This window comes from Nonomuraea sp. NPDC003804, assembly GCF_040610675.1.
In the GTDB taxonomy this organism is placed as follows: domain Bacteria; phylum Actinomycetota; class Actinomycetes; order Streptosporangiales; family Streptosporangiaceae; genus Nonomuraea.
Genome location: NZ_JBEXMT010000002.1, coordinates 25,277 through 51,980 on the forward strand (window position 1 = coordinate 25,277; position 26,704 = coordinate 51,980).

General features: G+C 67.4%; 20 protein-coding genes, 1 tRNA gene and 5 pseudogenes. 9 read left to right on the plus strand and 17 right to left on the minus strand.

Features of this window, described 5'->3' with window-relative positions; genetic code table 11:
* Positions 1 to 47: 47 nt before the first annotated feature.
* On the minus strand, positions 48 to 2,867 hold the full coding sequence (locus ABZX22_RS02345; protein ID WP_354905268.1) for a Z1 domain-containing protein: 2,820 nt from the start codon (positions 2,865 to 2,867) through the stop codon (positions 48 to 50).
* A gap of 2 nt (positions 2,868 to 2,869) precedes the next feature.
* Positions 2,870 to 4,345 carry an ATP-binding protein gene (locus ABZX22_RS02350; RefSeq protein ID WP_354905269.1) on the minus strand — a complete coding sequence of 492 codons (1,476 nt, stop codon included), beginning with the start codon at positions 4,343 to 4,345 and terminating at the stop codon, positions 2,870 to 2,872.
* A gap of 504 nt (positions 4,346 to 4,849) precedes the next feature.
* Here ABZX22_RS02350 and ABZX22_RS02355 point away from each other — a divergent pair.
* Positions 4,850 to 5,305 (plus strand): hypothetical protein, encoded by a 456-nt coding sequence (locus ABZX22_RS02355; protein ID WP_354905270.1) that lies wholly within the window; start codon positions 4,850 to 4,852, stop codon positions 5,303 to 5,305.
* Complete coding sequence (locus ABZX22_RS02360; RefSeq protein WP_354905990.1) at positions 5,302 to 5,529, plus strand: hypothetical protein; 228 nt, start codon at positions 5,302 to 5,304, stop codon at positions 5,527 to 5,529. Before ABZX22_RS02355 ends, ABZX22_RS02360 begins: the two co-directional genes overlap by 4 nt.
* Here the strand turns inward: ABZX22_RS02360 and ABZX22_RS02365 are convergent.
* From ABZX22_RS02365 to ABZX22_RS02375, 3 genes and pseudogenes are all read right to left on the minus strand, one after another.
* Positions 5,478 to 5,774 (minus strand): annotated as a pseudogene (locus ABZX22_RS02365) (integrase core domain-containing protein); the annotation flags it as partial. The gene ABZX22_RS02360 and the pseudogene ABZX22_RS02365 overlap by 52 nt on opposite strands.
* 10 nt (positions 5,775 to 5,784) lie before the next feature.
* Positions 5,785 to 7,185 (minus strand): IS30 family transposase, encoded by a 1,401-nt coding sequence (locus ABZX22_RS02370; protein WP_354905272.1) that lies wholly within the window; start codon positions 7,183 to 7,185, stop codon positions 5,785 to 5,787.
* A gap of 50 nt (positions 7,186 to 7,235) precedes the next feature.
* Positions 7,236 to 7,838 (minus strand): annotated as a pseudogene (locus ABZX22_RS02375) (IS3 family transposase); the annotation flags it as partial.
* Between the two features lie 87 nt (positions 7,839 to 7,925).
* Here ABZX22_RS02375 and ABZX22_RS02380 point away from each other — a divergent pair.
* Positions 7,926 to 9,287, plus strand: coding sequence for an ISAzo13 family transposase (locus ABZX22_RS02380; RefSeq protein WP_354905968.1), 1,362 nt, complete (start codon positions 7,926 to 7,928; stop codon positions 9,285 to 9,287).
* A 330-nt stretch (positions 9,288 to 9,617) separates the two neighbouring features.
* Here the strand turns inward: ABZX22_RS02380 and ABZX22_RS02385 are convergent, their stop codons facing one another.
* Positions 9,618 to 9,941, minus strand: coding sequence for a transposase (locus ABZX22_RS02385; protein WP_354905274.1), 324 nt, complete (start codon positions 9,939 to 9,941; stop codon positions 9,618 to 9,620).
* A gap of 162 nt (positions 9,942 to 10,103) precedes the next feature.
* Between ABZX22_RS02385 and ABZX22_RS02390 the strand changes: the two genes are divergently transcribed.
* Positions 10,104 to 11,222 carry an IS630 family transposase gene (locus ABZX22_RS02390; RefSeq protein ID WP_354905275.1) on the plus strand — a complete coding sequence of 373 codons (1,119 nt, stop codon included), beginning with the start codon at positions 10,104 to 10,106 and terminating at the stop codon, positions 11,220 to 11,222.
* A 40-nt stretch (positions 11,223 to 11,262) separates the two neighbouring features.
* Here ABZX22_RS02390 and ABZX22_RS02395 read toward each other — a convergent pair.
* The 3 genes and pseudogenes from ABZX22_RS02395 to ABZX22_RS02405 form a co-directional block, all read right to left on the minus strand.
* Positions 11,263 to 11,553: pseudogene (locus ABZX22_RS02395) on the minus strand (transposase); the annotation flags it as partial.
* A gap of 22 nt (positions 11,554 to 11,575) precedes the next feature.
* The gene (locus tag ABZX22_RS02400) at positions 11,576 to 12,685 is read right to left on the minus strand and encodes an IS110 family transposase (RefSeq protein ID WP_354905970.1); all 1,110 of its coding nucleotides are present in this window, start codon (positions 12,683 to 12,685) and stop codon (positions 11,576 to 11,578) included.
* Between the two features lie 240 nt (positions 12,686 to 12,925).
* Positions 12,926 to 13,951 (minus strand): annotated as a pseudogene (locus ABZX22_RS02405) (IS630 family transposase); the annotation flags it as partial.
* 39 nt (positions 13,952 to 13,990) lie between these two features.
* Between ABZX22_RS02405 and ABZX22_RS02410 the strand changes: the two are divergent.
* Positions 13,991 to 14,299: a UvrD-helicase domain-containing protein gene (locus ABZX22_RS02410; RefSeq protein WP_354905278.1), complete on the plus strand. Its 309-nt coding sequence runs from the start codon at positions 13,991 to 13,993 to the stop codon at positions 14,297 to 14,299.
* Positions 14,300 to 14,328: 29 nt separating this feature from the next.
* Here ABZX22_RS02410 and ABZX22_RS02415 read toward each other — a convergent pair whose 3' ends face one another.
* From ABZX22_RS02415 to ABZX22_RS02435, 5 genes are all read right to left on the minus strand, one after another.
* On the minus strand, positions 14,329 to 14,625 hold the full coding sequence (locus tag ABZX22_RS02415) for a hypothetical protein (RefSeq protein WP_354905280.1): 297 nt from the start codon (positions 14,623 to 14,625) through the stop codon (positions 14,329 to 14,331).
* On the minus strand, positions 14,619 to 15,692 hold the full coding sequence (locus tag ABZX22_RS02420; RefSeq protein WP_354905282.1) for a hypothetical protein: 1,074 nt from the start codon (positions 15,690 to 15,692) through the stop codon (positions 14,619 to 14,621). Before ABZX22_RS02420 ends, ABZX22_RS02415 begins: the two co-directional genes overlap by 7 nt.
* Positions 15,689 to 15,922 (minus strand): hypothetical protein, encoded by a 234-nt coding sequence (locus ABZX22_RS02425; RefSeq protein ID WP_354905285.1) that lies wholly within the window; start codon positions 15,920 to 15,922, stop codon positions 15,689 to 15,691. Before ABZX22_RS02425 ends, ABZX22_RS02420 begins: the two co-directional genes overlap by 4 nt.
* 241 nt (positions 15,923 to 16,163) lie before the next feature.
* The gene (locus ABZX22_RS02430) at positions 16,164 to 16,832 is read right to left on the minus strand and encodes an HAD family hydrolase (RefSeq protein ID WP_354905288.1); all 669 of its coding nucleotides are present in this window, start codon (positions 16,830 to 16,832) and stop codon (positions 16,164 to 16,166) included.
* Positions 16,833 to 17,039: 207 nt separating this feature from the next.
* Positions 17,040 to 17,112, minus strand: a tRNA-Arg gene (locus ABZX22_RS02435).
* Between the two features lie 151 nt (positions 17,113 to 17,263).
* Here ABZX22_RS02435 and ABZX22_RS02440 point away from each other — a divergent pair.
* A complete protein-coding gene (locus ABZX22_RS02440) occupies positions 17,264 to 17,833 on the plus strand; it encodes a hypothetical protein (protein ID WP_354905291.1) in 570 nt (189 codons plus the stop codon).
* 307 nt (positions 17,834 to 18,140) lie between these two features.
* Positions 18,141 to 19,118 (plus strand): D-alanyl-D-alanine carboxypeptidase family protein, encoded by a 978-nt coding sequence (locus ABZX22_RS02445; protein WP_354905293.1) that lies wholly within the window; start codon positions 18,141 to 18,143, stop codon positions 19,116 to 19,118.
* A gap of 78 nt (positions 19,119 to 19,196) precedes the next feature.
* On the opposite strand, the gene mscL is transcribed toward ABZX22_RS02445, so the two are convergent.
* The 3 genes from mscL to ABZX22_RS02460 form a co-directional block, all read right to left on the minus strand.
* Entirely contained in the window at positions 19,197 to 19,595 is a 399-nt protein-coding gene (mscL, locus tag ABZX22_RS02450) for a large conductance mechanosensitive channel protein MscL (RefSeq protein ID WP_354905296.1), read from the minus strand.
* A gap of 23 nt (positions 19,596 to 19,618) precedes the next feature.
* Positions 19,619 to 20,212: an RcpC/CpaB family pilus assembly protein gene (locus ABZX22_RS02455; RefSeq protein ID WP_354905298.1), complete on the minus strand. Its 594-nt coding sequence runs from the start codon at positions 20,210 to 20,212 to the stop codon at positions 19,619 to 19,621.
* A 640-nt stretch (positions 20,213 to 20,852) separates the two neighbouring features.
* A complete protein-coding gene (locus ABZX22_RS02460) occupies positions 20,853 to 21,659 on the minus strand; it encodes an S-methyl-5'-thioadenosine phosphorylase (RefSeq protein ID WP_354905301.1) in 807 nt (268 codons plus the stop codon).
* Positions 21,660 to 22,215: 556 nt separating this feature from the next.
* Here ABZX22_RS02460 and ABZX22_RS02465 point away from each other — a divergent pair.
* Positions 22,216 to 22,920 (plus strand): annotated as a pseudogene (locus ABZX22_RS02465) (serine/threonine-protein kinase); the annotation flags it as partial.
* A 924-nt stretch (positions 22,921 to 23,844) separates the two neighbouring features.
* Positions 23,845 to 26,679: a hypothetical protein gene (locus ABZX22_RS02470; protein ID WP_354905971.1), complete on the plus strand. Its 2,835-nt coding sequence runs from the start codon at positions 23,845 to 23,847 to the stop codon at positions 26,677 to 26,679.
* Positions 26,680 to 26,704: the final 25 nt, after the last annotated feature.

Genomic DNA, 26,704 nt, shown 5'->3' on the forward strand with positions numbered 1-26,704 from the left:
TTCTTTGGTGGCGGGGAACGATACTTTGGGCTGTTGGAGGGGACTTGTCACTGCTCGTCACCTCCATCCTCTTCGACGGCCTTCAGGAGGCCCTTGAGGAAGACCTCGTTCACTCGGTAACGAATCTTCTCGGCCTGCGTCGAATGCGGGAAGACGACCGCGTATCCGATGGCGGGCACGTCCTCCTTCTGTACCTTGATTTTGGAGGCAGCAGGGTCGATCGGATAGATCAGCAGCAGCCCTTCGGCGGGATCTCTCACCATTCGGAGGGACTCTCCACTTGCCCGGACGGGCGCCTTCCCCTTGCCGCTCCTCTGGAACTCCTCGGCAGTTCGGTCGAAGGCTTCCTTCACCGTGGCGGGGGAGAGACCCAGCGCCTCGTGCGCGGGGCTGACGAGGACACCAACCTCGAACTCTCCATCCCGCACACGGGCTCCACCGATCGGCGTGCGCTTGACCAGAGGAATATCGGTACCGTGTGAGGTGAGGCGGGCAGCTGAGCTGCCCCCTGTGACCGCCACCGTCCAGCGGATCAGCTCGTCCTTGGCCATCTGTGCATGGATGTAGCTGACGAGGTTCTCGGGGTTCGCCGTAAGGACCCTCGGCGAGACATCGAAACCTTCGAGAAAGTCGAGTACGACCTGTGTGGGAACCTCTTGGCGGAAGAGGCCACGGCCGGCACCGTTGAGCCGATGATCAGGAACGGCGGGCATGGAGACAATCTTGCCCAGCAGTCCTTCCAGGCGCGCGTAGTTTCTCGTCAGAGCCGGTTCGTCGGTCCGGATCACCAGGCTTTCGGCCCTCGTGGCCGAGAAACTGACCGACATGCTGGCTGTGGACCGCATCTTGGCGGCTGCCGTGACGCGGAGGTTTCCAACACCGTCGAGGACCCGCATGCCCACATGCTTTGGAGTCTGACCTGCCTTGGCGACTGCACTCGTAAGGTCCATCAGTTCACGGTTGGCGCGGGTGATGTGAACGTAGTGGCTTACGAGTTCCTGGGTGGTGTAGAGCCGCGTGACATCCAGATAGCCTGGCCTGTAGCCGAACCAGCGCCCCATTTGCAGGAGTGTGTCGTACATTCTCGACGCACGCAGGTAGTACGAGACCGACAGGCCTTCCAAGGTCAATCCTCGCGACAGTTTGTCGCCGCCTACGGCGACCGCGGTGACTGGAGTGGTCGACTGGTAGTCGAGTACATCTGTGGCGCTGCCGTTGATGCGGCGTACGCCAGAGGCGGCATCCCCAAGTACCTGGGGGATGAACTGCTGAAGACTGTCCCACGAGACGGGCGGTCCCACCATCGCGCTCACGTCGTCGCGGCTAGCAACCGTGGTGTAGGTGGGAGTGAAGTCCGCTAGCCAGAGGTTCTTCAGGCGTTCTCGCACTGCGACGCCGGACTGCCCGAAGTCACCCCACGAGTCGGCCATTGTCTGAAGATGCTGCTCGATTTGTCGGGCGACCGCAGCTTGTACCTCGGTGTGTCGGGTGACGTGTACCAACATGGTACTGTGACCGCCCGCGATGTCGTGGTCACGGTCTCGAATACGCCGTACTGCAGTCGACAGTACGAATGCGTCCAAGGCTTCCACAAAGGACGGGGGTAGCGGGCCGTGAGGCTTGAAGCTCTTGTGATGCACATCGGGCAGCCAGGTGCTGTAGTCGTCCACCTCCCTGATGATCGGCAGGGGCTCACGGATCTCCGCCGCTGCGAAGTCTTCCAGCCCGAACACGACCTCGGGACCACAGTAGTTCGAGGGGGGCTCGAGCGCGACCATGAAGCTTCGTGGGAACAGGTCCTCTCCGAGCTCCGGATGATTGGTGGTGTTCGAAATGAAGACGTTGGCGAACGGCGTCGCGGTGTAGGCGATGTAGGCCCTTTTCTCGAACAGTTCCAGCAGACCGCGGATCGCCTTGTTGATAGCTGTGGGGTCATGGTCCGGATCGCTCTGGTTCTGGCCGCTGGTTGGCCGTTTGGTGTCCACCGAGGCATAATCGGCCTCGTCGTCGATGAGTAACAGCGGGGTGTTGGTTATCAGGCGTGAGCCGTCCGACTGAAGTTCCGCAAAATTCCCCAGCCAGGCCTTTAGATTGTTCAGGATTCGGGCGTTCTTCTTCGCGACCACGAGGATGCGCGTCTCGGGCACGTTCACGGCCGATCCCTGGAACTGGGCCGCAGTGAAGTCACTGTCACGGGTCGTCACGGCCTGACACGTCGCCGCAGGAGGCTTCAGGCCAAGTGCGCCCACCCCAATCTTCTTGGAGCTTTCGGCATCAGGATCCCGTGTGAACTTGGTGTTGAAACCCAGAAATTCTCTGTCGAGACGTTCCTGGGTCTGGTGGCGCAGACTCTCGTGCTGGCTGGTGAGGACCACGATGACTCTGTATCCGGCATCCACGGCCTTGCAGATCACGCCCGCGTAGTTCGCGGTCTTGCCGGACTGGACCTGACCATAGACCATGCCGTAGGTCTTCCAGGAACCTGACCGGGCAGGATCCTCCATCAGGCCGAGAATCTGATCTGTCGTCTCATCCAGCGCTTCAACGGCACTGGGCTTCCAGCGCTTACCCAGCAGGGTGACGTAGCGGTTCCAGTACGCGAATTCGATTTCTCCCTGGCGGTCCTCCAGCCAAGGCTCGTGTTCTCCAGCGTCGCTGACCACGATCGCCTTTGGCACCGAGACCTCGAATTCTTCCTCAAGTTGCAGTGCTACTTCGACGACCGAAACGGGACCGACCGAGGCATTCAACATATTGGTTGCCTGTTTGGCGATCTCTCTCAGTCGTGCAGGCGTCCGCTCGTGTTTGTCCAGGCCGAGCACCACCTGCCTGGCCATGGTCAGCGCCATCTCCGTAGGGTCGAACACGATCAGTCCTCCTTGGAAGTCTCGGACTCGATGATCTCTTGGACGAGACCGGGATACCTGCTGAAGGGCTCGGCCTTCGCGAGCGCCTCCATCAACACAAGTCGGGTTTCGGGATCGTCAGGCAGTCCTGTCAGCATCGAGCGGAACAGCGCAAGGATTTCCTCGATATCCGGCTGCTCGGTAGCTACCTCCTCTGCCTGGGCAGCCGTTGCGATTTCCTGAGCGACAAGACCGACGGGAAACGTGGTTTCGATCATCCGGAGGACACCCTCGATGGCCTCTCCACCGGGACCGGAGATCGCGGCGGCGATCAGAGGGTGACTCCGGTTCACGGTGTACTCGGAGGTCCCGAGCCGGCGTACCTGTTGCCAGACCACCTGAAGATCCCGTCGCTCACGGGGGCCGGGTGTCGGTGTTCCGCGGTGGGTGAAGACCCGTTCGGAGCGTGCCCGGACATCCTTTGCGATCTCCATGATGCGTGCCTCCAAGACGGATGGCGGGCGAACGGTGGACTTTCTGACGTCTACCTCCCACGAAAGGTCGGCCCCTGGGGGGATCTCGACTGTCAGTCTGGCCAGCCTGGTGGGTTGGGAGTTGTACAGGCCTTGCAGTCCGAGCCAGCCTCCAGCCACAACCAGACGGTCTCCCCGATACACATAGAACCCCTGGCGGGCCAGCATCCCGCCAGGGCCGGAAGCGAGGGCGGCATCCTGCCTGGTCAAGCGGGAGGGATGGGGCAGGACCACGGGATTCAAGCGGATCCTGTGACCTTGGTACTCAAGGTCTTCCACGCCTCGGTCCTGGGTTGCTGGATGCCTCCGGAGATACGGATCCATGGCGGTCAACTGGTGGCCGCCGACGTGGAGATACAGGTGGCCACGTTCGATGAAACGGTGAAACAGGAGTGACAGCTCCCTGCCGGCCTCGTTGATGCGGCGGGAAAGTGAGGGACCGTCCCCGAGCTTGTCGGTGTTTCTCCATAGGACCAGTGTCCCTGGACCGGTGAACTCCAACTGGTCGGCAATCTTCTGGGCTTCGCTGTCGAGTTCGGTGATGACGCGCCACTGACGGTGAAGGGTTACGTGATCGATGTCCCAGGTGCGCGTCGAGAGTGTGCCATTGGCGTCTCTGCTGAGAACCGTCAGCTTTCTGGCTTGTGAGAGCGAGGCCGTTTTCAGTCCCAAACCGAACCGCCCCAGATCTCCGATCGCGCGCTCTGCGTTGGGATTCCGGGCGAAGCGCATGGCCGTGCGGAGTTCCTCTTCGCTCATGCCGTGGCCGTCGTCCGCGACAGCGACCCAGGCGGAACCCCGATCCGAGGAGTACGCTATCCGAACGGTCCGAGCTCCCGCAGCGATGCTGTTGTCGACGAGGTCCGCGAGCGCCGTTGGCAGGTCGTAGCCGAAAGCGCGCAGTGACTCGATGAGATCTTCGGCGCAGGGGTCGAGCAGCTCTCCCTCTGGCTGGGGTAACGTCATTTCTTGCAGCGGTCCCCTCTCAAGCTCACTCCTGCCAAGAGGCTAGCGAGAATTCTGGCATCCAGTAGCTCATCACCTTGGGCGAACGGAGCGTTACATTTCCGTCTTCGGCGGCCGTTTCGCCTCCCTGGCTTTCTGAGAATAGAGTCAGCTGGAGGCTGTCCGGCTTGAGTGGGTAAACGACCTGCAGGATGGCCGGCATCGTCATGGACGATCGCGCGAGCGTCACCCCAGATCGACGACAATCCAACAGACAAATGGATGGATTTCGTCACTCTGAACCGCCCCGGCTTCGATGGAGAGCACAGGGGTTGATTCCAACGGTCTCGTTGGGCTGCTGTTGCGCGTGGTAGAGAGCTTCGTGGACGAAATGGTAGTGATCTGGCAGTCCCTCCACCATCGAACCCGTGACATTGGCGATCAATAGGTGATAGATCGGTGCAACCTGTCTGCGGTTGGAGCGCTCCCGCTCGCCCACAGCGGGCCACATGACGAGGAGGGCGCATGGGTATGGTGGATCGTGCAGACGTGATCGCTGAGGAGCAGCGAGCTGTTGATCATGCCTATGGCTGTGCCGATCAGGACCGGCAGGCGGTCGACCGGTTCAAGACGGGGTACCGGACAGACTGTGCTGACGCGGGTCTCTCTTCTCACCCGGACGCGCCACCCGAGTATGGCCAGCGGGAGGACATCGGGGACCTTTCACTCGTATTCACACGGGTCGACCTCGTTGAGGATCCTGATGGCAAGCTGGCCTGGTACCTCGGTCGCCGAGATGTCGTGTACGGCGACGAGCGTGCAGTCGTGAAATGGGCCAACAGGCTGGCCACCAGGTGGCGGTCTGCAACTCCGGACGATCCCGGCGAGGTCCTCTTCTTAGTAGCCTGCGCTGCGACGGGCGCCGGGTACTCGATTACAGCGACAACGAGATTCAGATCATCACTGATGGGACGGAAATGACTCCGGCTCCCGACGTCGAGGTAGACGAGCCCGACGCGTTCCTGCTCGCCGACCTCGACCTGGCCCGCGACGGACTGATGCGCGACATCGTCGAGACAATCCAGCGCGACCAGTTACGCCTGGTTGCTGACGAGCGGCGCGGCGGGGCTTCCACCCGAAGACTGGACACGGCTTATGCAGCTGATGCCAGCGTAGATGATGTTGAGTGGAAGGCTGTCTCGTAGGCCTGGGGAGCCCGTTGGCCGAGCCTGGAGTGGCGGCGTCGGGTGTTGTAGCGGCTGGCCCAGCGGAACACCTCGAGACGGGCGTCGCGGGCGGTTGACCAGCTGGTGCGGTCTTGAAGCGTCTCGCGTTTCAGCGTGGCGTTGAAGCTCTCGGCCGCCGCGTTGTCGGCGCTGGATCCGACCGCTCCCATCGACTGGACGACGCTCAGTTCGGCGCACAGGTCCGCGAACTGCTTGCTGCCGTATTGCTTGGGTTCAAGGAGTCGTCGCAACACTGCTGTTCAGCAGCAAGCTTAGATGCTCGCTGAAGGCCTCTGCCGGTGTCTTCCACCCGAGAGTTTTTCGGGGCCTGGTGTTGAGCGCGAATGCTACGGCCGCCAACTCCTCGGCATTCCATCGTGATAGGTCGGTGCCCTTGGGAAAGTACTGGCGCAGCAGCCCGTTGGTGTTCTCGTTGGTGCCACGCTGCCAAGGACTATGGGGATCGGCGAAATAGACCACCAAGCCGGTGTCGATGCGCAGTTGCGCATGCTGGGCCAACTCCGTTCCACGGTCCCAGGTCAGCGAGCGGCGTAGCTGCTCGGGTAGCCCAGTGATCTCTTTGGTGATCGCGTCCCTGACGGCTTCTGCGCCGCGGCCTGCCAACGCTGGGCCGTTCTTCACGCGTTCCTGAGTGCCGTAGCCCTCCATCCGGGGCAGGTGCAACAGCAGAGTGAACCGTGTCGTGCGCTCCACGAGGGTGCCGATCGCCGACCGGCCGGTGCCGATGATGAGATCGCCTTCCCAGTGACCCGGGACCGCACGGTCGTCGGCCTCGGCGGGCCTGGCGCTGATCAGCACCCCGGGGGTCACGTGGCCGCCGGCCTTCTGCCGGGCGCGTGCTCGCGGCACCCGCAGGGCACGCCCAGTGCGCAGACAGGCGACCAGCTCCCGCTTGAGCGCTCCTCGCCCCTGGATGAACAGGGCCTGGTAGATCGCCTCGTGTGAGATCCGCATGGTGTCATCCTCGGGGAAATCGACCTTCAGCCGATGGGCGATCTGTTCCGGGCTCCACGACGTCGTCCAGCGGCGGTCCTGACGCCGAGGTTCGTTCCGCCCCTTCCAGGGCGCCGTCTCTGGCCCCGACACCGGCGTGCCGTCCGGGTGGCGGACCTGTCCGGCCAGCCGCTGCTGCACATACTCGCGCAGCTGCTGGTTGGCCGCCAGTTTGGCGGTCTTCGGCCGCCGGGCTCGGCGCTCGGCGTGCCATTGCGCGACCGTCGCTCGATATTCCACGTCATACGTCCGCGTCGAGGCGTTACGCCGTAACTCGCGGGAGATCGTCGACGGCGACCGCCCCAGACGCCGCGCGATCTCCCGCACGCCGACCTTCCGAGCACGGCATAACGCGATCTCTTCCCGCTCCGCGAACGACAGATAACGGCCCGACACCGTCGGGGCAAGACATGGTCCCACCCCGCCAGCCTGGCGAAACCAGCGCGTCCCCACCGCCGGCGACACGCCGATCTCCACCGCGGCGTCCTCCGAACTCACCCCACGCGCGATCGCATGCCAGAACCGGACACGGTCCTCACGCCAGGCGACAGTCGGCCGTCCCGGCGAGGGGATCTGGCCGCGATACAACCGGACAGCCTGCTGTTTCTTGCCCAGGCCCATTCACCAACACCTCCGTCGATGGAGTGTTGCGAGCACCGGTTGAATCCACCTTGCGCCCCGTGGTCCGAATGGAAGATCGCCCCGTCCAGTCCGCCGCGATCGCGGGCGGCGGCCCGCAGCGCATCGGCCACGAGCTCGGTGCGCATGTGGTCGGCGATCGACCAGCCCGCCAGCTTGCGCGAGCACAGATCGATCACCGTCGCCAGATACAGGTGCGTGCCGTCGGCGATGGGCAGATAGGTGATGTCGCCCACGTAGCGCCGGTTCGGCGCGTCTGCGGTGAAGTCGCGCTGGAGCAGGTCGGCAACCTTGCGGCCGGAGGCCTCGGGCACCGTGGTGCGGACCTTCCTGCGCAGGTGCACGCCCACGATGGCGAAGGCGCGCATGATGCGCTCGACCCGCTTGCGGTTCACCAGCCAGCCCCGCTCACGCAGCTCCGCGGTGATGCGCGGCGCTCCGTAGGTGCCGTCATGCTCGGCATGGATGGCCCGGATCTGTTCGGCGAGCGCCTGGTCCCGGCGCTGCCGCTCAGCCCGCGCCGGCGCCGCCGACCGCCAGTGGTAGAAGCTGGAGCGGGCGACCCCGACGATCCGGCACAACCGCTTCACCCCGAAGGCGCCTGCGTGGTCGGCGACGAACTGGAAGCGGTTCAGGGCGCGTAAGGAAATTACTGCTTGTTTTGATCTCGTGTCTGTGAGTGAAGTGGTATACGGGCTCTCGTGGGGATATCGCCGCAGGCCCTGGCGGTGCTGGATGTGAAGTTCGCCGCGTTGCTTCCACATCTGGACGAGCGGCAGCGCCGCTTGTATCTGGCCTCTGAGGCCGAGGCGCTGGGGCACGGAGGGATCGCGGCCGTGGCCCGGCTGGCGGAAGTCTCGGAGTCGACGGTCGCGCGGGGGCGAGCAGAACTTGCGGGCGCGACGGTGCTAGAGGGACGGGCGCGCCGGCCGGGCGCGGGCCGCAAACTGGCCGACGAGCGCGATCCGGGCCTGGTCGCGGCTCTGGAGTCGTTGATCGAGCCGCGGGAGGTGGGCGATCCGGTCTCCCCGTTGCGGTGGACCACCGCCTCACTGCGGGATCTATCCCGGGAACTGGCAGAAGCGGGGCATCCGGTCAGCGCGCCGGTGGTGGGCAGGCTGCTGCGCCAGATGGGGTTCAGCCTGCAGGGCATGGCCAAGAGACGGGCTGGCAGCCAGGTGCCCGACCGCGATGCGCAGTTCCGGCATATCAACGCGGCCGTGGAGAAGTTCCTGGCCCGCGGTCTTCCGGTGGTGAGCGTGGATGCCAAGAAGAAGGAGCCGATCGGGGAGTACGCGCGACCCGGCCGCACCTACCGGCCCATGGGCAGGCCGATCATCGCCCCGGACCATGACTTCACCGACCCCGCCACGCCGGTGGCCATCCCGTATGGCGTCTATGACCTGGGACGCGATACCGGCTGGGTGAACGTGGGCACCGACCGCAACACCGCCGCGTTCGCGGTGGAGTCCATCCGCCGATGGTGGAACCAGCAAGGCCGGCTCGATTACTCCGACGCGGCGCGGCTGCTGATCACCGCGGATTCCGGCGGAGCGAACTCGGCCGACTCCCACCTGTTCAAGAAGGACCTGGCCGCGTTCGCCGATGAGTGCGGACTGGCCGTCACCGTCATGCACTTTCCGCCCGGCACATCGAAGTGGAACAAGGTCGAGCACCGGCTGTTCTCCCGCATCACCCACAGCCTGCGCGGGCAGCCGCTGACCAGCTACGAGGTGCTGCTCCAGACCATCTCGGCCACCCGCACCAGCACCGGACTGACCGTCAGCGCCGTCCTGGACGACAACGACTACCCCACCGGGCGGACCCTCACCAAGGACGAACGCAAGGCGATCCTGCAGCGCGTCCAGCGTGACGACTTCCACGGCGAGTGGAACTACACCATCGCCCCCTACGACCCCCAGCAGTCACCCCCGGCAGACCCGGAACAGGCGAAGGCTCCCCCGATACCGGCCGAGGCCACCTACCTGCTCACCCACCCCGCCCTGACCGGCATCTCCCGCGAACAGTTCGATCGGCTCGTGAAGGAACTCCAGCCCTGGCGCCGGGGTCCTGGCCGAGGCTGAACGCGAGAAGAGGAAGGGCATCAACCGACGCGGATACAACCCCGGTTTCGGCTTCCTCGACCACCGCCACCGTGTCCTGGCCGCGATCCTGAGCCGCCGCAACACGGTCACGCTCACCCTGACGGCCCGACTGCTCAGCCGAGACCGCAACACGCTGAGCTACCACGCCCACCGGACCATGCCGTTGCTCGCCTTCGCCACTCCCGACATCGCCACAGCCCTTGACCAGCCTCGCCGGACGCACCCACCCCGCACGATCGAGGCCTTACAGAAGGCGATCGCCGAGTATGAAAGCAACATCAAATCAGGCAGTAGTTAGTTAACGAGTCCTCACCAGCGCGTCTCCCCGGCGAAATACCGGGCGGCCTTGCGCAGGATGTCCCGCTCCTCCTCCAGCTCACGCACCCGGCGCCGCAACGCGGCGTTCTCGGCCTCCACCGTCTCCAGCGACGCCTCACCGCCGTTGTCACCAGCTCTCGGCCTGCGGCCCGACCGCCCTGGCTCACCCCGCTCGCCGCGTGCCGCCCGGATCCAGTTCCGCAACGTCTCGGAACTGATCCCCAGGTCAGCGGCGATCCCCGCGATCGTCGCGCCCGGCCTCGACTCATACAACGCCACCGCGTCCCTCTTGAACTCCGGTGGATAGTTCTTCATCCCCAACGGGACACTCTCCCGATCTTCCCCGAACCAGCTAGTGCGGTGTCCACTTAGGTTCACCGGGTCGTGAGGTGACACGCCGTACAGGTTGCGCCAGTTTCGCCCGCTTGTCCTCCAAGGTCGTATCGACACCATCCAGGTCGATCAAAGGAGAGGCATATGGCCGAGCCCGTCCGGGCACGGCGGCTGTCCGATCATGAGGGACAGACCCTGCAACGGCTGGTCCGGCGAGGCAAGCATGACTCGATCCGGGTCAGGCGTGCGCTGATCATCATGGCGTCGGCCAGCGGGACGCCGGTGCCGGCGATCGCCCAGCTGGTCGCCGCCGATGAAGACACCGTCCGCGACGTGATTCACGCCTTCAACGAGCGGGGCCTGTCCGCGCTGGACCCTAACTGGGCGGGAGGCCGTCCCCGCCGCATCACCAGCGATGATGAGGACTTCATCGCCCGGACGGCCACCACCCGGCCCGAGAAGCTGGGTCGTCCTTTCACCCGGTGGAGCATCCGCAAACTCCTGGCTTACCTGGCCGACAACCCGACCCGCATCGTGGTGATCGGCCGGGAGCGGCTGCGGCAGTACTTACGCGAGCACAAGATCTCCTTCCAGCGCACCCGGACCTGGAAGGAGTCCACCGACCCCGACCGGGAGGCCAAGCTGGACCGGATCGAGGAGGTCACCACCCGCTTTCCGAACCGGTGTTTCGCCTTCGACCAGTTCGGGCCGTTGTCGATCCGGCCGCAGCCCGGCTCGGGCTGGGCGCGCGAGGGCAGACCCGAACGCTGGCCGGCCACCTACCGGCGCACCCACGGGATCCGCTACTTCCACGGCTGCTACAGCCTGGGCGATGACCAGCTGTGGGGCGTGGTCCGGATGCGCAAGAGCGGCGCCAACACGCTGGCCGCGCTCAAGAGCATCCGCAAGGCCCGCCCCGACGGCGCGCCGATCTACGTCATCTTGGACAACCTGTCGGCCAACACCACCCCCGCCATCCGCGCATGGGCCGCAGCCAACCGGGTGGAGCTGTGCCTGACGCCGACCTATGCCTCCTGGGCCAACCCGATCGAAGCGCAGTTCGGGCCGCTGAGAACGTTCGTGATCAGCAACTCGCACCATCCCAACCACACCGTGCAGACCCGCAAGCTGCAGGCCTACCTGCGCTGGCGCAACGCCAACGCCCGTCATCCCGACGTGCTGGCCGCCCAACGCCGCGAACGTGCCCGTGTCCGCAGCGAGAAACAACGACGGTGGGGCCGGCCGCTCGTCCGAGCAGCCTGATCACTCAAGCCGGTGAACGTTCGTGGTCACCGCACTAGTGTCATGCGCCTGAAATTCGTCGGCAATATTTGGCGAGGGATGCAAGAATCTCTTCCGCGGTCTTGACCCACACGAACGGCTTGGGGTCTTCGTTCCACTGGTCCATCCAGGCGCGGATGTCCTTCTCCAGCGCTTGGACGTTCTTGTGGACACCACGGCGGATGAGCTGGTCGGTCAGATATCCGAACCAGCGCTCCACCTGGTTGATCCACGAGGACCCGGTCGGGGTGAAATGCATGTGGAAGCGGGGATGACGGGCCAGCCAGGCCTTGACCGCCGGAGTCTTGTGGGTGCCGTAGATGCCCCTATGTTTGTCAAGCCGCTTCTGGCAGGTCAGCGATGGTGCGGGGTGAGCTGGCCGGCCGGTGGGTGAGGTTGTAGATTTCGCGGGCGACGTAGCGTTTGATGCAGCGGATGACTTCTCGGCGGGTCTTACCTTCGGTCAGGCGTCGTTCCAGGTAGTCGCGGGTGCGCTGGTCCCAGCGCAGGCGGCTGAGCACGATGCGGTAGAGGGCGGCGTTGGCTTGGCGGTCACCGCCTCGGTTGAGCCTGCGTCGTTGGGTCTTGCCGGAGGACGCTTCGACGGGGCTGACGCCGCACAGCGCCGCGAAGGAGGCCTCGCTGTGCAGCCGTTCGGGGTTGTCGCCAGCCGCGATGAGCAGGGCGGCGGCGCAGTCGGGGCCGACGCCGACGCGCTCCAGCAGCTGCGGGCTATGAGCAGTGACGGCGTCTCGGATGCGTCTCTCCAGGTCGCGGGCCTCGGCGGTGAGTTGCTGAATGCGTCGGGCCAACAGCCGCAGCGTGAAGACAGCCGCCGAATGGGCGAGGTCGGTGCCGCTGGTGTCGGGTTCGGCCAGGTCCGCGCAGCTGCGGATGAGGGTCTTGACGCCCAGGCCGGCCAGCGACTCGCGCAACGCGGGATCGACGTTGATCAGTACCGCCTTGAGCTGGTTGATGGCCTGGGTGCGGGACTTGACGGCCGAGTCCCTGGCCAGCTTGAACATGCGTATCGCCTCGACGTGTCCATCGCCGGACTTGGGCACCGCGGTGGCCCGCTCGGACAGCACTGCCCTGGCTGCGGCCTCGGCGTCGACCGCATCGGTCTTGCCTCGCCGGCGGCGGGTCGCCTTGTCCGGCTGGTTGACCTCCACCACCTGAACGCCCGCCTGACGCAGGTGCCGGGTCAGCGCGGCCCCGTAGGAGCCGGTGCACTCCACACCGGCGCGGACCACCAGCCCGAATCCTCGCGCCCAACCCAGCAGCGACCGATAGCCGGCAGCCGTGGCGGGGAAGGCCTTACTGCCCACCAGCACACCGACAGCAGTGAGTACGGCCGCGACGTGCACATCTTTGTGGGTGTCGACTCCCAGCAGCACCGATGAGGCTTCAGCCGCGGCGTGGTCAGGCTGGGCGGAATGGGGCATGCTGATCACAGGTCGTCACACTCCTGATCGTTGCGGGACTGATGGCCAGCGCCGAGCCGGTGAGGGCGGTCAGGACTGTGACGGTGCCTTCTAGGCCAAGGCCCCTATCGGGACACGCTCCACCGGATCGGCGCATGCAGCACCGCCCCCGATCAGGCCGACAGATCTACGGCAGGACACCGAGGCCAGTTGTCGCACGGGTCAAGCCTGATCCGAGGCGGTACGACCCTGATCCTCACAGTTGTCGCAGATCAGGTGGACGTCCAGCTCGGTCGGCACCGTCTTGTCGATGGTGACCAGGAACTTCTTGAACTCGGCGGCGTGGTGCTGGCGGTGCAGTTCGCCGATCACCGTGCCGTCAGCGATGTTGAAGGCGGCAAACAGGCTGGTGATGCCGTTGCGCACATAGTCGTGGGTGCGCCGCTCGGGCATGCCCGGCATCATCGGCAGCACCGGCTGCGATCGGTCCAGTGCCTGGATCTGGGATTTCTCATCGACGCACAGCACCACGGCCCGCTCGGGCGGATGGTGGTAGAGCCCGACCACGTCGACGACCTTCTCCACGAACAACGGATCCGTGGACAGCTTGAAGGTGTCGGCCCGGTGCGGCTTGAGCTCGAAGTCGCGCCAAATCCGCCCGATCGTCGACTTGGACAGCCCGCTGCGCTTGGCCATCGAGGCCCGCGTCCAGTGTGTGGCGCCTGTCGGTGTCTGTTCCAAGGTGGCCACCACCACCTGCTCGACCTGGTCCAAGGTGATCGACGGTGGTCGGCCAGGTCGCGGCTCGTCGATCAGCCCGTCCAGCCGCAGCCGCAGAAAGCGCGAGCGCCACTTGGAGACCGTGTCCGGATGCACTCGCAGCTCGGCAGCGATCTGCTGGTTGTCCTTGCCGTCCGCACAGCCAAGCACGATCTTCGCCCGCATCGCCAGGACCTGCGACGATTTGGCTCGGCGCGCCCACCGCTGCAGCGTGACCCGTTCTTCCTCGGTGACCGTCAGCCCGGCCTTGGGCCGCCCGGTTCGAGGCCTGTCCAGCAGGGCATCGATCCCGCCCCGCGCGTAAGCGGCGCGCCACCGGCGCACCGTCGCCACGTTCATCCCGAGATCCCGCGCCACCTGCGCGTTACTGGCACCCGGTTCGGCGCAGGCCAGCACGATCCGCGCTCGGCCGGCCAGTCCCGACGCATCCACCGTCAAACCATGCAGCCGAGCTCGCTCCGTGCTCGTTAACTTGATCTCTACGGCCGACGGGCCCGGATTTCCCATATGCCAAGGATAAGAACTTATCCGCCGAATTTCAGGCGCATGACACTAGGTCTAGGGTCTCAGGTGTCCAGTCCTCAGGGGGAACGCCCCGGCCTGTTACTCGTCCAGGGTGGTCCCGGCACCGGTAAGACCGCTGTGGGTCTGCACCGAGTCACCTGGCTGCTGGACAACAACCACTTCACGGCCGACGAGGTCTTGGTCATCGGCCCGCACAAGGGCTTCCTCCAGTACGTCCGAGACGTCCTGCCTCGCCTGGGAAGCCGCAGTGTGAGTACCGTGGACGTGGCCCAGATGTGGCGCGGCGAGACATGGTGGTCTGCAAGTCGTTCGCTGTGCTTTCAGTATTAGTAAAACGTTGTGCCCATTCCATAAAATCGTCAAAAGTCGTCGGCTCTGCCAGTATCTCCTCCAGGGATCTGATCTGGGGTGGCTGATCGCGGGTGGCGAAGCTCTTGCCCTTGGCTGCTTCCATGGCGTTCTTGGACCAATCGCCTGTGGCGATTGTTGTCGTCTGGCCCGAATACCTTTTTGGCGTGCTCCTTGAGGATGTTCAGCGCCTCTCCGGTCAGTTTCAGTGAGGTGTCGTCCTTGCCTGTCATCGCCTTCCGCATTGCTTGCGCGAACGGGTCGGTGTTGCCGTGGAACTGGAATGCGGCGAGGCGATCGGTCAGCATGTAGCACAGGATCGACTGCTTCCATCCGGCGGGCGTGTGGTTGAGCAGGGCTTGTGAAGCTTTCGCATCGCTGGCCGCCGCATTGAACAGGTCGTCGATGACCGCTGAGCCAAGATGCTTCCGCGACTCGTCGATGGGCTGCTTCGCTGGGCCGATCGTGGGGGCCTGGGAATCATCCATTGGGTCACGCCGAGCGTGGTGGCGAGGTCCGCCATCGGGACCTGTTGGCTGCCCAGGGCGCTTCCGATCGCGTCCTTGAATGCCTTCCAGCGATCCTCGAACTTCTCCTTCTCGAAGACGATGGCATCTCGTCCGACGACCTGCATGAACTTCTCGGAGAACGGCGGGTTGCCCTCGCTCGCCTGCCAGATCATCGCCTGTGCTTGATATCCGTAGTAGGCGATGCCGTTCAGCTTGAACTCGCTGCGTCCGTGCTTCACCAGATCGGTGAGGAAGGCGTCGCCCATGTACGCGGGATCGCTGGGATTGGTTCCCTTGGCCAGCGCGGTAGCGAGCAATCGCATCGCCTCCCGGGCTTCCTTGGATGCCTGCCCGGTGCCACCTGCTGAGGCTGCCGCCTTGAGCTGACCGGCGATCGTGGCGGGCAGTTCCGTCACTCCCTTGGCGCCGAGTTGGGAGAGGAACGCTTTGACGAATGTGGCGTCGCGCGCCTTCGCCGCGTACGCCTGCAGTTGCTTCAACGCGTTCTTATCGCCTGCTGCCGCGGCCTTGGCCGCTCTGGCTGCGGCGGTGCCGTCGAGTTGGCCTTGAGCCTGTTGGAGAGAGTCCGGCATCGCGATGAGGGTTCCCGTTGCTGCGGCCGGTCCGAGGGGGACCTTCAAACGTTCTATCTCCCGGACGATGCCCTGCCGTTTGCGCAAGTCCTCGGCTTCCTGGCCAACCTGCGCCGCGAGTCGCCTGATCCGTTCCGCCGGCGCGGTATCCAGTCCTGCGCCATTGAGTTCGCCGTACAGCAACGAGGTCAGTTCCTCGATCTGCATGGCGGCCGCCGTGTGGCGGGTGACCAGGGTGTCGAACTCCGGCAGTTTCACTCCGCTGAAGCTCATTTCGCCCTCGCCAGCTCGTCCTGGGCCAGGGAGACGGCCTTGGCCAGCATCGCACGCAACTCCTGCTGGCTCTTGTGGACGGTGTCGCTGAAACGGGTCCCGCTCGGCCCGACCCATGCTTGGGCTTCCATCAAGGTGCAGGAAGCGTGCAGGACCCACCAGTTGTAATCGGACAGCTTCTGGATGCGGGACATCGCAGCCTGCATCGCCTCGCGATCAAGACCAGGCATGCCGATCTCTCCTCGTATGGCTCCTCAAGGACCCCCAATCGACGATAACCCCGTCTGAGTCGATTGCCCCGGTAACCAACCGATTCGCGATTCTTCCCTGAGAAATCGATCCATTCGGCAGGTTTTGTGCGTACACCTACGAAGGGCTATAGATGCCCAACTATGCGAAATGGGCGCCGCGTACCGTCGGCCACCTCGGGCGTCCCAACGGCGTCATTTGCCTCGGGCTGGCTGAGCCGCGCTATTCGTGGCGCTGCCCGCGCATGATGGCGATTGCCTCGGTTGCATCGGCGACCACATGGTCGGCTCGATGCTCGTGCTCGGGCCATGTTCCCCGGTCGATCCAGATCGTGTGGAGGCCGGCTGTCTGAGCTCCTTCAATGTCGGCGATGAGGTTGTCGCCGACCATCCAGCCGCCCTGGGCCAGGCTGGTCCCACACCGCTGCGCGGCGATCTCGAACAGGCCGGTCTCGGGTTTCCTGATGCCCTCGACTCCCGACACGGCATAGCCGTCGACTGCGTCGGCCAGGCCCGTTTGCCGAAGCTTGCCGAGCTGGTTGTCCGCCGTGCCGTTGGTGACGATCCCCACACGCCACCCTGCGGCCCTCAGATCAGCCAAGGCGGACAGAACGCCGGGATAGCACTGCACGAGGTAGGGCATCCGCTGCCGGTAGCCGGCCCATAGCTCCTCGACTGATTCCGTCAGCGCGAAGTGCTCGCGGACCTCGTTGAAGAACACCTCTCGATGGGGATGTACGCCCTGATCCAGGGAGACGAGCCAGGCCACGTCCTCGCCGCTCAAGTGATGCTGCTCGGCGAACTCCTCGGCCCACCGCGTGAGCGCGCCGCCGAGATCTATGAGCGTCCTGTCGAGATCGAAGAGGGCGAGGCGCTGCACGATGCCGATCATAGATACGACGAGTCCGCCCCAACAGACCGTCGGAGAATCCGCAGTTGACCTCGGGAAACCGCTTCCAAGATCATCCCCCGTATGTCCCCAAAACTCTGTCCTACGGCTGCATATGGCTGCCCTCGGTGACCTAGCTGGGGCTGGCAAACAAAAGACCTGCGGTTGAGAAACCGCAGGTCAGAGGCCAAATTTCCTGGTGGAGATGAGTGCCCCCGGCAGGATTCGAACCTGCGGCACCCGCTTTAGGAGAGCGGTGCTCTATCCCCTGAGCTACGGAGGCGGACGCACCTAAGACTAGCGAAAGCAGAGCACTGCGTGTGACATCGACCCGAGGGAACTTTCGCGGGATCGGTCACGGGTGCTCTGGTCGGCGGTAAAGGCATGGCAAGCGGTCCCGTGATCAGATCCGCCGCGTGGCTAACGTCGCGCTCGTGACCAGTAGTCGACGTGGTAGGCGGGGCGCGGGGCGGCCGGTGGTGCTGTTCGCGGCGTTGCTTGCGCCCGCGATCCTCGCTGGGGGGCTGCTGGCGGGGGAACTCGTCGGGTACGACGCGGCCGTCACGGCCGCGGCGATGGAGGGCTCGGGCGAGGGGCGGGCGAGTCGCCGTGCGGTGGACGATCGGCAGGTCGGTGGCCAGGTGGCGGGTGAGCAAGGGGGCGGTCGCCGGGCGGTGGGTGCGGCGTCGGGGGAGCGGCCGGTGGTGGCTGGTCGAGAAGGCGGGCGCATGGCCTTCGCGCCGGTGCCGGCACCCGCGCCGCCGCATGCTGAGCGGGCGTTCGAGAGGCTGTTGCCGGCACCGCTGGGGGTGGAGGCGCCGGAGACGGTGGCGCTTGCCGTACCGAGGCGTCAGGAGCGGGGGCAGGAGCCAGCAGAGGCGCGGCAGGCGGTGCCGGAGCGGCCCGTACGGCAGGAGCCGGCGCGGCCGGGCGGCTGTCCTGACGAGTGGGTGGACACCTGGCTGTGGGAGTTGTGTCAGGAGTATCAGCGGAAGCAGGCGTAGGGATCTGGCGGTGGAGCGGCGCTAATGGCGTGTTCGGAACATAACGGCTGCCGGGAGTTCGGTCCGGGCACCGAGACGGCTGTAGTAACGTGCGTGCCTGACCCAGGTAACGAGTTCGCAAACGGAGGAATCGAACGTGTCAGCCCCTCGATCAGTGGGTCTGATCGCGGTCGTCACGGCGATCTCTTCGGTGCTTCTGGGCATTCCGGCCGTACCCGCGCATGCTGTCGATCCGTTGCCGGACTCCGTTCTCGAGGCCGTCGTCGGTGGCGGGGTGGTGGAGGGGTCCGCCGGGGACAGTACGGCGGTGACGCAGGGGCCTGGGGATCTTACGGCGTTGCGCAAGGAGGCCGAGAAGTCGGCGAACGAGCTGGCCGCGGCGCAGAAGGTGCTCGACAAGCGGACCAGTGATCTCAAGGCGGCGAACTCCCAGCTCGACAAGAAGCTCGAGGACCTGGCGAAGGCGGAGGCGGCGCTGACGCAGATGCGGCGGCCGATCGCCGACCTCGTCGAGCTGGTGTACCAGCAGCCCATAGGCGATGGCATCGCGCCGTTCCTCGCCGGCAACGCGGACGCGAACACGGCGATGCTGCGCTCGCAGAGCGACGCGAGCGTGCTGGCGCAGGCTCAGCAGTTGCAGATGGAGCAGGTCGCGAAGGCGTACGCGGACAAGCAGCGGCTGGCTGCCGAGGCGCAGGAGTTGCGCGCCACGAACCTGCTCGCCGCCGCGCAGGTGGAGGCGGAGGTCTCCATGCTGACGAAGCGTTCGGACAAGGTCGTGCAGTCGCTCACGAAGGCCCTCGTCAAGATGGGCATCAAGATCGACAAGGTGGGGCGCGCAGCCTTCGCGTGCAATCCCCTGCGGATCAACGCGACGACCGAGTATCCCAACGGGCTCATTCCCGAGAACATCCTCTGCCCGCTCCAACAGCGCGGGCACCTGTTGCGGGCGGACGCGGCCATCGCCTTCGTCTCGCTCAACGAGGCGTACAAGCGGCACTTCGGGCAGCAGATATGCGTCACCGACGCCTACCGGACGCTGGCCGAGCAGCAGTCGGTCTACTACCGCCGGCCGGGTTTCGCCGCCGTTCCCGGGCGGAGCAACCACGGTCTGGGCATGGCGGTCGACCTGTGCGGAGGGGTGCAGAGCGCGGGAACACCGCAGTTCAGGTGGATGGAGGCCAACTCGAAGAGGTACGGGTGGTTCCACCCGGACTGGGCCTACAGCAGCCCTTATGAGCCGTGGCACTGGGAGTACGACCCGCAGATCGATTCCCAGCGCTGACCGCACGCTCCGGCTCGGGGTTCTGGGTGACTGTTTGGGCGTGGAGTGGATGTCGGGCAGGGCTTGGCGCCGATCTGGTCAGACCGGGGTGACCTCGGCGCAGCAGTGCGCGCAGCGGGCGGCTGCCTTGGGGATGTCGGACAGGCATTCCGGGCATTCGCGGTGCGTGGTCTCCTGGCGTCCGGCGGCGCGTTCCTTGTAGCGGGTGTACGGCCTGACGATTAGGAAGTACACGACCAGGGCGATCAGCAGGAACGACAGCAGCGCGTTGATGAAGTTGCCGTACTTGAACTGGGCCTGGCCCACCGTGAGCGTCAGCGAGCTGAAGTCGGGCAGGCCGCCGAACGCCGAGATCAGCGGGGTCAGCAGATCCGCGACGAAGGACGTGACGATGGCGCCGAACGCCGCGCCGATGACCACCGCGACGGCCAGGTCGATGACGTTTCCCTGCATGAGGAACTTCTTGAAACCGCTCATAGCTACAAATAGTAGCGAATCACTTACGGTAAGTGCGGATTGATGGTCACGGAGAGGCGTCCACCGGCTTGGGCGGCGGCGAGCATTCTCGCCTGGTCGGGAGTGGCGGCCAGCACGACGAGCGCGCCGCTGTCGGACTCCGCCGGGGGGATGGTGATGACGGGAACCCGTTCGGCCACGGTCTGGGCGACCTGGCCGGAGTCCCAGGCCGCGAGCACGCCGATGGCGTCGCCGGGGGAGAGCAGTCGTACGGCGTCGGGGTCGGCGATGCGCACCGGCATGGCGACCGTACCCGGAGGGAGCGTGGCCAGGAGCGCGGGGTTGACGAGACGTACGTCGGTGAGGGGCTCGCCGCGACGCATCGGGGCGGCGAGCGTGCGGCCGACGGCGCCGGTGCTGAGGGCGCCGTCGGGTACGGCTGCCGCGGGGAGGTGAGCCGGCTGGAGGTCGCCCTGCTGGAGGGTGCCGGGTTTGAGGTCCTTGGTGGCGACGAGGACGGTGGTGGTCGGGCCGGGGCCTGGGCGGAGGACGGTGAGCACGCATGCGAGGGAGAGGGCGGCCAGGGCGGCCGCGATGAGCCGGCGCCGGCGTTCGAAGACGCGGGTCCAGGCGCGCATGGGCGACTCCAAGGGTGGTGTTGCTGGGGCGGATGCCGGGTCGGTGGTGGTGTTCGTTCAGGTTCAGGTTCAGGGGCGGTTCGGGTTCTGGGGTGGGGTCGCGGGCGGGCGTGCGGCGCGGGACGAGCGGCTGGTGTCATCGAGATGAGGCCATTCGCGTGGCGACACGGCTGGCCAGGGAAGCGGCGGCGAGCGAGGCTGCTCCGAGGCGGTTGGAGTGGCGCGATGTGGGCCAGCGCCGCGATGCGGTCGAGATGGCGTGATGTCGTCAGGATGGCGCGATGCGGTCGGATGGCGTGATGGGGGGTCTAAGGGCGGCGATGGGCATGATGCGAGGGCGCGTCGGGGCGCATGAAGAGCGTTGTGGGCGCTGTGGGGCCGGCGCTGCGTCGGTGCTGGCCGGAGAGGCGCTGACCGCGGGGAGATCGGGAGGCCTACCGCGATCGCCGGGAGCTCGAGAGGTCTGGACGGCTACGGCCGCGAGGTCGTGAGGTTCGGACAGGGGCGTGGGAGGGCGCTGGGGATGTCTGGAGGGTGCTGGGGATGTTTTCGGCTGGTTCGTTCTCGTGGAGGAAGGGTGGGCTCCGTGTGGGTGGCACGGAGCGCCGTGGCGTACCGGTGATGCCTTGGGCGGTGCTCGTTAGGGCAGGTCGAAGGGCAGCTTGATGCCGTCGAGGGCCGAGCCGCAGGAACAGGTGCGCTCCTCGGGAAGGGCCTGGACGGCGTCGGAGACGAGGGTGCGCATCTTGGCGACGTTCGTGGCGAAGAAGCGGAGCACCTCGTCGTGGGTCACACCCTCGCCGGCCTCCACGCCGGCGTCATGGTCGGTGACGAGGGACAGCGAGGTGTAGCAGAGGGCGAGCTCCCTTGCCAGGACGGCCTCGGGGTGGCCGGTCATGCCGATGATCGTCCAGCCGTTGCCGGCGAACCATTTCGACTCGGCGCGGGTGGAGAAGCGGGGACCCTCGATGATGACGAGTGTGCCGCCGTCGACGGTGTTCCAGCCGCCTGTTCGGGCTGCGGTGACGGCGACCGCGCGGCCGTCGGGGCAGTAGGGGTCGGAGAAGGAGACGTGGACGGCGCCGCCGGCGTCGTAGTAGGTCTGCACGCGGCCCGACGTGCGGTCGACGAGCTGGTCGGGGACCACGATGGTGCCCGGGCCGTGTTCGGCCTGGAGGGAGCCGACGGCGTTGGGCGCGAGGACCTGGCGGACACCCAGCGAGCGGAGCGCCCACAGGTTGGCGCGGTAGGGGATGCGATGGGGCGGGTAACGGTGGTCGCGGCCGTGACGGGGAATGAAGGCCACCGACCGCGTGCCGATGCGCCCGACCGTGACCACGTCGCTGGGCGGGCCGTAGGGGGTCGTGACCTCGACTTCCTGTGCGTCGTCGAGGAGGGAGTAGAAGCCTGATCCGCCGATGACGCCGATGTCTGCGCGAGTGACCATGGCGAGAGAGTAGCGGGAGTGGGTGGGTGGGGGGACGGGCGGAATCGGGTTCTGTGGATAACGGCTGGGTGGGTGTGGATAACCAGTCCGGGCCTGGTCTGTCTCACGGACGGGTTGGGGAGCGCAACGCGAGGTGCGGCCGTGGGCGGTGCAGGTGGAGGGGTAGCGCCCCTGAGCGCCGCGGGCGGAGGTGGTGGTCGTGTGGTCCGGGCGGACGGGCAGCAGTGGCTGGGCGGGGGTGGCTGGGCAAGCGGTGAGGTGCTGCCCGTAACTGCGGGCAGAGAGGTGGCCTTGAGTGGCGCGGGTCGATGGGCAGCAGTGGGCGGACGACGGGGCGGGGATGGTTGGGAGACGTGCTGCCTCTGAGTGGCGCGGGCGGAGGTGGTCGCTGTGCATAGCGTGGCCGAGGGGCTGCAGCGCTGCGGAGGCGGAGGGATGGCAGCGGCGGTGGGGTAGAAGCCCGGCGATGAGCTGCAGGTGTGAGTGGGGTGGGTAGAACTAATCGGCGGCTGAGCTCGTCAAATCCTCCGCATCCCATGACCCTCGGAGGCCGTCGATGAACCTGGAGGCGCTCCTTCCCAGCGACCCCCAGCGGTTGGGCGACTACTGGCTCGCGGGACGGCTCGGCGCGGGCGGGCAAGGAATCGTCTACGAGGCTTACGACGTCGCCGGCGCCAGGGTCGCGATCAAGGTGTTGCACACCTCCGACCGGGCTCGCTTCGTCAAGGAGGTCACGGCCGCCCGCCGTGTCGCTTCCTTCTGCACGGCCAGGATCCTCGCCGTGGACGTCGACGCGCCCGAGCCGTACATCGTCAGCGAGTACGTCCCCGGCCCGAGCCTGCGCACGGCCGTCGAGCAGTCCGGGCCGTTCGCGGGGGATCCGCTGCACCGCCTGGCGACGGCCGTGGCGACCGCGCTGGTCGCGATCCACGAGGCGGGGGTGATCCATCGCGACCTCAAGCCGGACAACGTGCTCCTCGGCCCCGACGGCCCCCGCGTGATCGACTTCGGTGTGGCGCGGACGGAGGAGATGTCGCTGACGTCGACGGGGTTCGTCGCGGGGACTCCGACGTACATGCCTCCCGAGGTGTTCACCGGGCAACGGGCCGGTACACCGGCGGACGTCTTCGCGTGGGGCGGTGTGATCCTGTACGCGTCCACGGGCGCCGACCCGTTCATGGACGAGAGTCTGGGCGGGGTGATGCACCGGGTCCTCACGGTGGACCCCGACGTGACCATGCTGCACGAGCCGCTGCGCTCGCTGGTGTCCGCGGCTCTTCGCAAGAGGCCCGGGGACCGGCCCGACGCCAGGGAACTGCTGCTCGGCCTGGTCGGCACCGGCCGTTCCAAGGCTGTGGGGGAGGCGCTGCGTGCGGGTTCCGACGGCGCACCAGGCTCGGGCCTCAGCACTGGCCGCTCCGAAGCCGCCGGGGGAGCGGCGCGGGTCGGCGGTCCGCAGGGGGCTGGGGAGAGGTTGCACGAGGGTGCCGGGGGTGCGCCCGCTGTGGGGTGGCCTGAGGGGTTGCGTGACGGTCGTTCTCCGGATGCTGGGGAAGCGGCGGGTGCAGAGGGAGCGGCGGGAGATGGTGGGGAAGCGGCGTCTGCCGGGAGAGCCGGGGGAGCGTTGCCGACCGGGCGTCCGGACGCTGCCGGGGGAGCCTCGCGGGTCGGTGGTCCGTGGGGTGTTGGGGAGACGGAGTACGCGGGTGCTGGGGGTGTGCACGCTTCCGGTTGGACTGAAGGGGCCGGTGCGGGGCGTTCTGCGGGTGCTGGGGGAGCGGCGGACGCTGGCCGTTCTCGGAGTGCTGGGGAAGCGGCGGGTGTCGGGGGTTCTTCGGCTGGCGGGGAAGCAGGGCTCGCCGCCGGCCCCGGGGGAACGGCGCCTACCGAGGGGCCCGGAGGAGTGGCGCCTGCCGGGGGTCCCGGGGGAGCGGTGCGTGCCGCGGGAGCCGGAGGAATGGCGCCTGCTGGCCGTTCTCGGAGTGCTGGGGAAGCGGCGGGTGTCGGGGGTTCTTCGGCTGGCGGGGAAGCAGGGCTCGCCGCGGGCCTCGGGGAAACGGCGCCTACCGAGGAACCCGGAGGAACGGTGGCTGCCGCGGGCCCTGAGGGAGTGGCGCGTGCCGGGGGACTTGGGGAAGCAACGCGTGCCGGGGAAGTGCCGGGTGTTGGGCGGCTCGCGGTTCCGGTGGGGGCGTGGCACGCCGATCCGCCACTGGGTGACCTCGCCGAATCCGTCTACGAAGCGCTGGACCCCGCCGACCAGGCCATGGCGCCCCAGGTGTTCCTGCGGCTGACCGACAGTGAGATGACCCGCCGGGTCCCTCCAGAGGAACTGCCCGAGGGCGCGGCAGGTGTCGTGGCCGCCTACCGCGCGGCCGGGATGCTCGACGTGGCCAGGCCGTCCGAGGCGGCCAGGCCGTCCGAGGCCGCCAGACCGTTCGACGCGGCCGGGCCGTCCGGCGCGGCCGGGCTGCTCGATGGGGCCGGGCCGGTCAACGCGGCCGGGCCGTTCGGCGGGGACGGGCTGCTCGACGGGGCCGGGTCGCTCGGCGGGGCGGTGGCGATCGTGCATCCGGCTCTGCACCGGGCCTGGCCTCGGCTGCGGGGCTGGGTCGAGCAGGAGCGGGACGGCCTGGCGGTTCACCGCGCGTTGAGCGAGGCGGCGCGGCGCTGGCAGACCGGCGGCGACGTCTACCGCGGCGCGGCGCTGGAGGAGGCGCTGCGCTGGGCGGCGACCGGCAGGCGGCATCTGACGCTGACCCGGCGCGAGGCGGCCTTCCTGGAGGCGGGTACGGCTCTGGCGCGACGCGCCACCCGGCGGCGCCGGCTGATGATCGCCGCTCTGGCCGTCCTGCTGGTGGTGGCGACGGTGGCGACCGTCGTCGCGGACCGGCAGCGGCGGGTCATGGCCGAGCAGCATCTGGAGTCGGTGGCCAGGCTGGTCGCGGCGCGGGCGGAGGAGCTGCGGGGGTCGGATCCGGTGACCGCGATGCGGCTCAGCCTCGCGGCCGCCGATCTGGCGCCGCTGATGGAGACCCGCGCCGGCCTGTACGGCTCGCTCGCCCAGCCGGAGATCGCCCTCTTCAGCGATCCCGGCGCCCCGCCCGGCGCGTTGCAGGAGTTGAGCGCGGACGGCCAGACGCTCGTCTCGGTTGCTGAGGGCGTCGTGCGACTGCGGCGGCGGACGGGTGAGGTCACCTCTGTCCCCGGCGTGGGGTCCGGGGTTTCAGCGGGCGAGGTCACCTCCGTCCCCGGCGTGAGGGCCGGGGCCTCCGAGGGCGAGGTCACCTCCTTCCCCGCTGTGGGGACCGGGGTCTCGGCGGGCGAGGTCACCTCTTTCACCGGCGTGGGGGCCGGCGGTGAGGTCACCTCCTTCACCGGTGTGGGGGCCGGGGTTTCGGCGGTGGAGCTCAGCCCCGACGGTCGCACGCTGGCCGTGACGGGTGACGAGCACGTCCAGCTCTGGGATGTCGGCTCGGGCAAGCGGATCGGCGGTCCGATCCGGTCGGCGATGAGCGGGTTCAGCCCGACCGGACGCCTGCTGGCCTCGGAGGCGGACGGAAGGGCCGGGCTCTGGGACGTGGCCAGGCGTCGATGGGTCGACGGCCTGCCTCCGGCGTTCGGCGTGGTCGTGGGGCCGGGCGACAGGGTCGCGGCCATCGGGCAGGGCGACTCCTCGTGGGTGCTGTGGGACCTGCGGCGGCGGCGGAAGCTGGCGGACCTGCCGCGCGAGATCGCGGCGTGGAGTCCCGACGGCAGGGTGCTGGCCGTGCGCACGGGGGAGACGGCCTTCCGGCTGTGGGACGTCGAGAAGAGCGCCTGGCGTGACCATGACGACAGGACGTTCCCGTACAAGGGCGAGGTGGTCTTCACTCCTGACGGCCGGTTCGTGGCGGGGTTGGGGGACGAAGGCGTGCTCCAGCTGTGGAAGGTCGACCGCATCGACCCGGTGATGTCCCATCCGCTCCAGGTCAGCGGTGCGAGGAGCCTGCGGGCGGGGGGTCGTGGCCTTCACTTCCTGACGGGTCTGGGTGAGGTCGTCACGGTCGACATCTCCGCCTTCACCGCGCCGGACGTCCTTCCGGACCTTCCCGGCCCGCGCTACAGCGAGTACGCGGCCCTCGCGGGCGCGGCCTTCAGCGCCGACGGCAGGCGGCTCGCGCTGGCGCACCGGTCATGGGTGACCGTGTGGGAGACCGCGACCAGGCGGCGGATCGCCCGGGTTCCCGGTGGGGGCGCCCAGCGGCTCGCCTTCAGCCCTGACGGCCGGACGCTCGCCGTCCCCTCGGCGTCGTCCGTGGCGTTGTGGGACGTCGCCTCGGGGACCGGACGCGGCTCGCTGCCCGGATGGGACGCCGTGTTCGACCCGGGCGGCACGATCATCGCCGTGGCGACCGAGAAGGCGACCGAGCTGTACGAGGTGGCCACGCGCCGGCGCGTCCTGCGCCTGCCGCCGGGCGACGGCATGGTCTTCAGTCCCGACGGCCGCCTCATCGCCGTCCGGGGCGCGGGTGACGGCGGCGGGTTGCGCGTGTTCGAGACGCGGTCGGGCAAGGAGGCCAGGATCCCCGGCCACCTCGGCGCTACGTCGGTCGCCTTCAGCCCCGACGGGCGCACGTTCGCGGTGGGCGAGTCGTCCCTTCGCGGGAGGGTCGTCCTGGTCGACACCCGGACGTGGCAGCGCTCCGGGTACGCCTTCACCCGCGAGGAGGTCGCTGGCGAGCACCTGGCGATCTCCCGGGAGGGCATCCTGGCCGTGGCGCAGGAGGGCACGGTGCGGCTGTGGGACCTGACCGGTCGCCGGGTGATGGGCCTGCCCGTCGCCGTCTCGCCGGAGGGCGTCGTGGCGCTGGCCTTCGGTGACGGCGTCCTCCACATCGCCGGTGGCGACGGCTCCCTGCGGGCGTTCCCGATCGAGCGGGGCAGGGCGAAGGCGGCGGTCCGCGCCCGGGCGGGCGGCCCCCTGTCGGCCGCCGAATGGCGGCGGCACATCCCGGAACTGCCCTATCCCGGCAAGTAGCCGCACTCCACCACGTAGCCGGATG